The following is an 8026-nucleotide window of genomic DNA, read 5'->3' as shown; positions in this document are numbered from 1 at the left end:
GGGCTTGGCCCTGCTCCGCAAGCGCGTCCTGCTGGCCGGGTGACCGTGCGGCGGGGGCGGGCCCGTGACCGTCCGTCAACGCTGCACGGAAAGTGATCCAGAACCAGGATTCACCCGTCGCCGACACACGAATGATCGCAGCTTCCCAAGCTGAGGTTCAGGAAGCTTCTGACTCACACGGGCCGGCCGTCGCGACTTGCTCTGGTCGACGACGCGAGCCGGTAGTGACTGAGGCGGGTGGGGTGGCCGGAGCGTACGCGCGTCTGATCGGTCGGCGCACTCGTGGCTGACTGTCGTCGGCTGAGGTACGTTCCACAACCGTGCCAGATTCAGGGGTCAGCCACTGTCGGCCAAGGAAACCTGCGGTCGAATTTTCGCCTCGCCAGGTCTCGAAACTCCAGGTCAGTGACGTGACGTGGTTGTCTTCGCCCGGATCTGTGCCGACGGCCACAGCGAGCGGGTTGCACGTAGGCTCATACTGAGTCATGACAAAGCCTGCGGCACCGAAGCGTCATTTGCCCACCAGCCCCTTCAGGGCCTCGGTCACACCGGCTCCCAAGCACTTCGCCATGGGCGACCAGGTCACACACGACATGTACGGCCTCGGCCGGGTGATCGGCATCGAGGACGGAATCGCGGCGCTCGTGGATTTCGGCTCAGCGCAAATGCGGATCTTGAGCCCGTACGCCAAGATGACCAAGCTGTAGGACCGCTGTGCCCGGTCACGGCACGCCAGGCCCCATCAGGGACCTGTAACGAAAGGCAGACCTCTCATCGACCCGACGTCGCTGTTCTCCGCCCTGGAGGGGCACACCCGCCGTTCCACGGTGGTATCACCGCCTCCGACGACAAAACCCTTCCAGCCCCCGGACTTCGGAGAAGACGAGATCTTCTGGTCTGAGGATGCACAGGTGCCCGCCCCAGGCACGCCTGCGGCCCGGTCCAAGGCTGCCTAGCGGTGGCCTCGACAGCTACTCGCGAGCTGTCTCCGGTGCTGCAGTGAAGAGCGCAGCCGTCTCAGTTTCCTTCTCATTCAACTCCGTTCACGGTCGTTCAGGCGACACCCGGAGCAGTCCCCGCGTCGACAGCCAGCCGCCCATGAACGCAGGTGAACGCTCTTGAACGCGGCCCACCACCACAGTTGGAAAGCGTGTTGGAGGGGCCGAACTCCGCCAGGCGTCTGACCGTGGGATGTCAGTGCTGGGGTGAGGTCGTCTGCCGAACGCCGGTGCATGCCACCATTGCGTCGCCGTCCTGTTCGAGGAACAGCATGAAGACCCACGATCCGTCAGCAGCCCTGATCTGGCCCAGTCGAACCGGTCGGCCGTGTCGGTCGAGGCGCTGCACGGCCTGCTCCAGGCCGCTCGTCTCGATGCCCTTCCCGAGGGTGTACCTGAGGCGGCGTCCGTAGATTCGGGCGAGTGACTCGGCGGATGTCGTCCCTTCCCACACAATGTAAGAAGCGCCAGCACGTAGCGCAGTCCGGGCAGCCGCCGACGTTTCGTCGTCACCACTCAGCAGCCGTTCGAGTCGATCCCGCTCCATGGCCTCACCCCAGCCAGGATCGTGCTGTACAGCAACGAAGTACACTTTGTCAATCCCCTCGCAGCGTGGAGACGATCTATGGGGCCAGTCCCTCGGTGAGGGCGGCCCGGTAATCGCGTTCATAGTCGATCGGGCTCTTGAACCCGCACACGCTGTGTAGCCGCCTGGAGTTGTAGAAGTCGGTGATCCAGGTGGCGATCCTGATGCGGGCCTCGGTGCGGGTGCGGAAGGTGTGCCGGTGGACGTACTCGACCTTCAGCACGCTGTTGAACGCCTCGCTCACGGCGTTGTCGAAACACGAGCCGACTCGGCCCATGGACTGCACGATGCCCAGCTTGCGGCAGGCCCGCTTGAACTTGGGAGACGGGAAAAGCAGCGAAGGCGGTCAGGTCCTCCTTGGCGTCCAGGAGCATCTGCCTGAGCTTGGGAAACTGCTGCCCGAGCATGTCGGCCACCGCATCGAGCTGGTGGTGGACGGCTTCGGCGGTGGGCTGGATGAAGATGGTGCGGATGGTCGCCGCGACCATTTCGCCGGATCCCTTGGGGACCACGGAAAACACATTCCTCAGTGCGTCCAAGCGGCGCAACCGGCTGGCCCGGATTCTGGCGAACGCCCTGGATGCCGCCGCGGGCGCGGAGTGGAACGCCGACACGGACTTCGACGTCCGGCTTCAGGACGTCTCGCTCACCAATCGCCGCCCGGACGGTTCGGCGCGGCGCATGCCGTGCGAGGTCACTGGCCAGTGGGGCGCCGGAGGCCCTCGCTTCTCCGGCATGCCCTGCCGCAGGGCCGCCGGGCAGCGTCACGGATGGTGTTCGTCGTGAAGGCTGATCTCTGCCCAGATCGACTTCCCTCCGGCCCCGTGGCGGGTGCCCCACCGCTCGGCGAACTGGGCGACGAGCAGCAGGCCGCGCCCGCCCTCGTCGAGCATGCGTGCTCGACGCATGTGCGGGGCGGTGCTGCTGGCGTCGGAGACCTCGCAGATGAGCACGGTGTCGCGGATCAGGCGCAGGTGGACGGGAGGGGCGCCGTACCGGATCGCGTTGGTGACCAGTTCACTCACCACCAGCTCGGCGGTGAAGACCACCTCGTGCAGTCCCCAGCTCGCGAGGCGGCGGGCGACCTGGGCGCGGGCGTCGGCCACGGCGGCCGGGTCGGACGGCAGATCCCAGGTGGCGACCTGGCTCGCGTCGAGGGCCCGGGTACGGGCGACGAGCAGTGCGACGTCGTCCGACGGCTGTGCGGGGAGCAGGCTCCGGACCAGGTCGTCGCAGGTGGCCTCCAGCGAGGGAGCGGGCCGCTCCAGGCATCGGCGCAGCAGCGCCATGCCTCTGCCGAGGTCGTGGTCGGGGACCTCGACGAGGCCGTCCGTGTACAGCACGAGGAGGCTGCCGCGGGGAACGTCCCATTCGACCGCTTCGAAGGGCAGCCCGCCCACTCCCAAGGGCGGGCCGACGGGAAGATCGATGAACTCGGCCTTGCCGTCGGGGGTGACCACGGCGGGCGGGGGGTGGCCCGCGCCGGCGGCGGCGCAGCGGCGCGAGACCGGGTCGTAGACGAGATAGAGGCATGAGGCGATGAGGTCGGTGCTGATCTCGAGCTCGGAATCCGTTGCCGGGTCCTCCTCCGCCCTGAGGTGGGTGATCAGGTCGTCGAGGTGGACGAGGAGCTCCTCGGGGGGCAGGTCGACGTCCGCCAGCGTGTGTACCGCGGTCCGCAGCCGCCCCATGGTCGCGGACGCGCGCAGGCCGTGGCCCACCACGTCTCCGACCACCAGGGCGACCCGTGCGCCCGACAGCGGGATCACATCGAACCAGTCGCCGCCCAGCCCTGCCCGGGACCGGGCCGGGAGGTAGCGGTAGGCCACCTCCACGGCCCCCTGTGCGGCCGGCCGCTGCGGCAGCAGGCTTCGCTGCAGGGCCAGGGCGGTGGTCCGCTCGCGCGTGAAGCGCCGGGCGTTGTCCACGGCGACGGCTGCGCGTGCGGCGATCTCCTCGGCGAGGAGCAGATCGTCCTCGTCGAAGGAGTCCCGGCGGCGGTGGCGGACGAGTACGGCCACGCCGAGCGTGATGCCGCGGGCGCGCAGCGGGATGACCATGACCGAATGCATCCCGAAGTCACGGACCTTGGCCGCGCGCCCGGGGTCGGTGGCCTGCCAGCTCTCGATGGCTTCGTCCAGGGTGCTGTGCAGTGACGACCGGCCCGTGGCCAGGCAGCGGGCGGGGGGCGACGATCCCGGGTAGTAGTCCACCTCCCCCGGCTGGATCACCGCCTCGGGGATGCCGGGGAGGACGGACCGCTGGGCGGCGCGGCGCAGCGCGACGGAGCCCGTGACGGACGGTTTGGGCTCGACTCCGCGGAACAGTCCGTCCAGCAGGTCGATGCTGATGAAATCGGCGAGCCGTCCTACTGCCACGTCGGCCATCTCCTGGGCCGTCCGCATCACGTCGAGGGTGCTGCCCACCTGAGCGCTGACGTCGTTCAGCAGGGCCAGCCGTTCCCTGGCGTGGTGCTGTTCGGTGACGTCGAGGGCGATGAGCTGCACGTGCCGCACCTGTCCTGCCGGGTTCCTCAGGGGGGACACGGACACGGCCCAGTATCTCGCGCGGGCTCCGGGCTGCGGTCGGCCGTGCACCGGGAACCGCTCCGGTTCTCCCGTCTCGAACACCCGGCGCATGCCCTCTTCGACCACGGTGCAGATGTGCGGGGGCAGGATGTCGGTGATGCGCCGACCGCGTATCTGCGACTCCGTGAGGCCCAGTTCACGGGCCGCGCCGGCGCTCCCGCGCAGAACCCGCAACTCGGCGTCGCAGATCATCGCGGGCAGGTGACACTGCGCGAACGCTTCCTCCGCCGTCGCCTCGTCCTCGTGCGGACGCGGTCCCCGGAGCGGCCGCGGCTGCTGTGGCGACGTGGCCACGACGAGCCACTGGGCGTCGCCCGCACGGTCGAGCGACGCGTACGCCCGCAACGCGGCTTCCACCTCGTGGCCGTCCTGGTGCCGCAGCGGGGTCGGCCGGCTGCTTCGTCCCTCGAGAACCGCGGAGAGATCCCCCGCGATGTCGGCGTTCCCGCCGAGCAGGCGGGCCGCGGGACGCCCTACGACGTCCTCGTACGGATACCCGAGCAACCCCTGCGCGCCGGAACTCCACCCCGTGACGATCCCGCGCGCGTCGACGACTGCCGTGACCGAGGCGGCCGGATCAGGCAACCGGTCGGGGCCGTTTCCGAGGGGGCCGGCTTGCTCCATGTCCATTCATCGCCCATCCTGCCCCGGGCTCTCGGGGCCTGGGGAAGACCCAGCAGGGAGCGCGGGGCGGCGAACGTCGTATCCGTCGCGTCGGCTCCTCCCTCACTTGTATCTCTCCTCGCGCGCACACGCAGGTCGGCAGGCGGCGCGGAAATGCCGCCCGGGGGCCGCTGTGCGGTGGCGGCGGCCCCCGGTGGCGCCGGGGTCAGGTGTTCCTGGTCTTCCGGCGCCGTACGGCCGTGTAGCCGACGGCGGCGAGGACCAGCAGGCCGGCGGCGACCACGGCTACGACGTCGGCGCCGATGCCGCTGGTGGAACCGGCCGCCTGGTCGCAGTACCGGCCGTCGTCGTCCTTGACCGTGATGGTCAGGTGGCCGCGGTCGCCGATCGCTGCGGACGTCCCGTGCTGCCCTGCGACGTCGACCGGGTAGCTTCCCGGTCGGATGTCGCAGCTGATGGTGCCGTCGCCCTCGCCGAAGCTGTTCTTGCGCATCTCCACGGTCACGTCCTCGGTGAACGCCGGGGACTTCACGCGGAAGGTGCCGTTGCCGTCGGCGGCCAGGGAGGTCAGGTCGACGTCGGACGTGATCACGACCGGCGCTCCCTGCCGCAGGGGGCCGTCCGCGGTGCTGTCGCTGTCGTCGTCGCGGACGCTGATGCTCAGGCCGGGGCCGTCCGCCGCCGATGCCGTGTGAGAGCCGGTGAGGCCGATGACGGTCGCGGTGAGAGCGGTCGCTGCAGTGCGCAGGTACATCGCGCCTACCTCGCCTTCCTGGGAGGGGTGTCAGCCGGCCTTGGGCGGCACGAGCATGTGTTCACGGCCGAGGGTGGTGGAGGTGTCGGTGTAGAGGGTGGTCTCACCGTCCGACCAGCGCACGAACAGGTCATCGGGCTCGCCCGGCGTGTAGGCGCCCGCAGTCATGACGGAGGCGTGGGTCCACAGCTTGTCAGAGGAACGCATCCGGACTTCCGTTCCCACACCCGAGGGGCCGGTGTCGCGGTAGAGGGAGAGCTCGCCGTCCGACCAGCGCACGATCACGTCCCAGTGGGAGCCGCCGGCGAAGTTGCCCGCGGTGAGGATCGTGGCGTGCTTCCAGGTGGCGTTGGGGTCCTTGAGCTTGTGCTCGTGGAGGAGGCCCCGGCCGTCGACGTCGGTGTAGAGGGAGAGTTCCCCGTCCACCCAGCGGACCATGAGGTCGTCGGTCCACTTGTTGTCGCTGTAGCGTCCGGCCGTGATCTGGATGGCGTTCCGCCACGTCGGGTTGGGCTTCTGGAGCTGCGTCTCCTTGGCGAATCCGCCCTTTCCGTCGCCGGTGTAGAGGGTGACCTCGCCGTCCACCCAGACCACGACCAGGTCGGAGGCGTCGCTGCCGGTGAAGTCGCCGCCGGCGATGACCTTGGCGTCCTTCCAGGTGGCGGACTTCGTGATCCTCTTCTCGCCGGAGAAGCCGCCCCTGCCGTCACCGGCGTAGAGGGTGACCTCGCCGTCCACCCAGACCACGATCAGGTCGGTCCTGCCGTCGCCGTTGTAGTCGCCGGAGGCCAACTTCTCGGCATGGGTCCACAGGCCGCCGCCGGTGGGGTACATGCTGTAGCCGCGCGGGTATGTGCGCGGTTCGGTGTTGTTCTTCGCGGCGGCGTAGATCTCCAGGGCGCGCTTGTCGTAGGTGACGGCGAAGGAGATGCGGTCGCTGTCGTTCTCCAGGCCGCCGCCGTAGTAGCCGCCGAGGTTGCCGATCACGGTTCCGCTGCCGGTCGTGGTGTTCAGGCCGGTGATCCAGGGACTGCCGGAGGTGCCTCCGTAGAAGCCGCCGCACTCCATGCGCATCTGCCGGTAGCCGGGGAGCTGACGGGTGGTGACACCGGGGCAGATGATCGGGCGGTTCTTCGGGTTGTGGCTTCCCGGGTAGCCGACCACGGTCACGGTCCGGCTGTAGTCCCCGTTCACCGGGGCGAGCTCGAGAGCGGCGCCGACGGCCTTCTGCAGGCTGTGGTTGCTGCTGTTGGCGCCCACCCGGGCGAAGGCGTAGTCCAGGTCGGAGTAGGCGTCACGGGTGGGCTTGCCGCCCACCCTGTACCAGCGGGAGTCGCGGATCCACTTCTGCACGGGGAACCGGCCGTAGGGGGCCGGGTTCGTCGCCGCGCCGTCGTAGCGGGGTACGAACATGCCCTTGCTGCCGCCCGAGCAGTGGGCGGCGGTCAGGATGACGTTGCCCTGCGGGCTGTCGATGACACTGGCCGAGCAGAAGCGTGCTTCCAGTCGGTCGGTGGCGGGGTTCCGTGTGTAGTGGAAGAAGGTGCCCACGGTGGGGACGCCTGTGAAGTAGTGGCCGTCCTTGGTGGTTGCCGCGGACGACAGGCGCGCCGCGGGTCTCCGGTCCGCGGGGGCCTCGGGGCGGGGAGAGTCCGGAGTGGCCGCGGCCATCCGCTCCGGTGTCCAGAACCTCTCGGCCGCTTCGCTCGTCCACGCGTCGCCGTCGAGCTCAGCGTCGGGGTCGAGCTCAGCGTCGGGGTCTGGGTCAAGGTCGGGGTCGGCGGACGGTGTGGGCGCGGCGGGGATGGCGGAGGACCCCGAGGACGCGGCTGGTGCGGGTGTTGCCGGCGCGGAGGGGGTGGAGGCGCCCGACGGCGCCGGTGACGTGAGGGAATCCGAGGGCGTGGGGGGTGCCGGGCTGGCGGAAGGGGCGATCGGGGGAAGGGTGTCTGCGACGGCGGGTGTGGCGGTTGCCAGAACGAGCGCACCGGCTGACAGCAGTAGCTTGTGCATTCGGGTCATGTGCATGTGTCCTCAACACGTACGTGGCTCTCGGCATGCTGGTGGTCCCGCGGGCGGCCAGGTCGGCTCGACACACGCCGGACCCCGCGACGGCGGGCATGGTGGTGGCTGGATCCGCGGCAACGGCAGCCGCTTCGTGAGGTCGCAGCCGCGACGACTGCGCTGTTCCGCTCGGTACTTCAGGGAGCGCTCGGCTCTCCGGTCATCCGATCCGTTGTGATCGAGGCACGGTGGCAACGGCAACCGCGTCCGCCGCAGCTGGCACGCACTGGTACCTGGTCATGAGTCCCCCGTTCCGCGAGCCGTGGCCGGACGAGCGAGTTGGTCAGACTGAGGTTCCCCCTGTCGGCCGGACAGCTTGATACTGGGACGGATGGTCCCGGAGGAAGCAGTCACAGGTAGTGAGTAGCAAGAGCAACATGGGTAAGCGGTACACGGCCGAGTTCAAGCGGGA

6 protein-coding genes and 2 pseudogenes are annotated in these 8026 nt (G+C 69.3%); 2 read left to right on the top strand and 6 right to left on the bottom strand.

Going from position 1 to position 8026, the window contains the following annotated elements:
- Positions 1-485 precede the first annotated feature (485 nt).
- Positions 486-707, top strand: a complete 222-nt coding sequence (locus JS756_RS35430) for a hypothetical protein (RefSeq protein WP_205387381.1) — start codon at positions 486-488, stop codon at positions 705-707.
- Between the two features lie 487 nt (positions 708-1194).
- Here JS756_RS35430 and JS756_RS35425 read toward each other — a convergent pair whose 3' ends face one another.
- From JS756_RS35425 to JS756_RS35415, 3 genes and pseudogenes are all read right to left on the bottom strand, one after another.
- Entirely contained in the window at positions 1195-1590 is a 396-nt protein-coding gene (locus tag JS756_RS35425) for a hypothetical protein (protein ID WP_307791433.1), read from the bottom strand.
- Between the two features lie 31 nt (positions 1591-1621).
- Positions 1622-1870, bottom strand: a complete 249-nt coding sequence (locus JS756_RS35420) for an integrase core domain-containing protein (RefSeq protein ID WP_307791432.1) — start codon at positions 1868-1870, stop codon at positions 1622-1624.
- 40 nt (positions 1871-1910) lie between these two features.
- Positions 1911-2126: pseudogene (locus tag JS756_RS35415) on the bottom strand (transposase); the annotation flags it as partial.
- On the opposite strand from JS756_RS35415, the pseudogene JS756_RS35410 reads away from it, so the two are divergent.
- Positions 2113-2250: pseudogene (locus tag JS756_RS35410) on the top strand (Uma2 family endonuclease); the annotation flags it as partial. The pseudogenes JS756_RS35415 and JS756_RS35410 sit on opposite strands and share 14 nt — an antisense overlap.
- A gap of 98 nt (positions 2251-2348) precedes the next feature.
- Here the strand turns inward: JS756_RS35410 and JS756_RS35405 are convergent.
- The 3 genes from JS756_RS35405 to JS756_RS35395 all read right to left on the bottom strand — a co-directional run bounded on the left by JS756_RS35405 (position 2349) and on the right by JS756_RS35395 (position 7221).
- Positions 2349-4802 (bottom strand): SpoIIE family protein phosphatase, encoded by a 2454-nt coding sequence (locus JS756_RS35405; RefSeq protein ID WP_205387379.1) that lies wholly within the window; start codon positions 4800-4802, stop codon positions 2349-2351.
- Positions 4803-5001: 199 nt separating this feature from the next.
- Positions 5002-5550: a hypothetical protein gene (locus JS756_RS35400; protein ID WP_205387378.1), complete on the bottom strand. Its 549-nt coding sequence runs from the start codon at positions 5548-5550 to the stop codon at positions 5002-5004.
- 30 nt (positions 5551-5580) lie between these two features.
- A complete protein-coding gene (locus JS756_RS35395; protein ID WP_205387377.1) occupies positions 5581-7221 on the bottom strand; it encodes an FG-GAP-like repeat-containing protein in 1641 nt (546 codons plus the stop codon).
- Positions 7222-8026: the final 805 nt, after the last annotated feature.

The sequence above is a fragment of the Streptomyces actuosus genome (assembly GCF_016921115.1).
GTDB classification, from domain to species: Bacteria; Actinomycetota; Actinomycetes; order Streptomycetales; family Streptomycetaceae; genus Streptomyces; species Streptomyces actuosus_A.
This window is presented reverse-complemented; position numbering and strand designations above follow the sequence as displayed.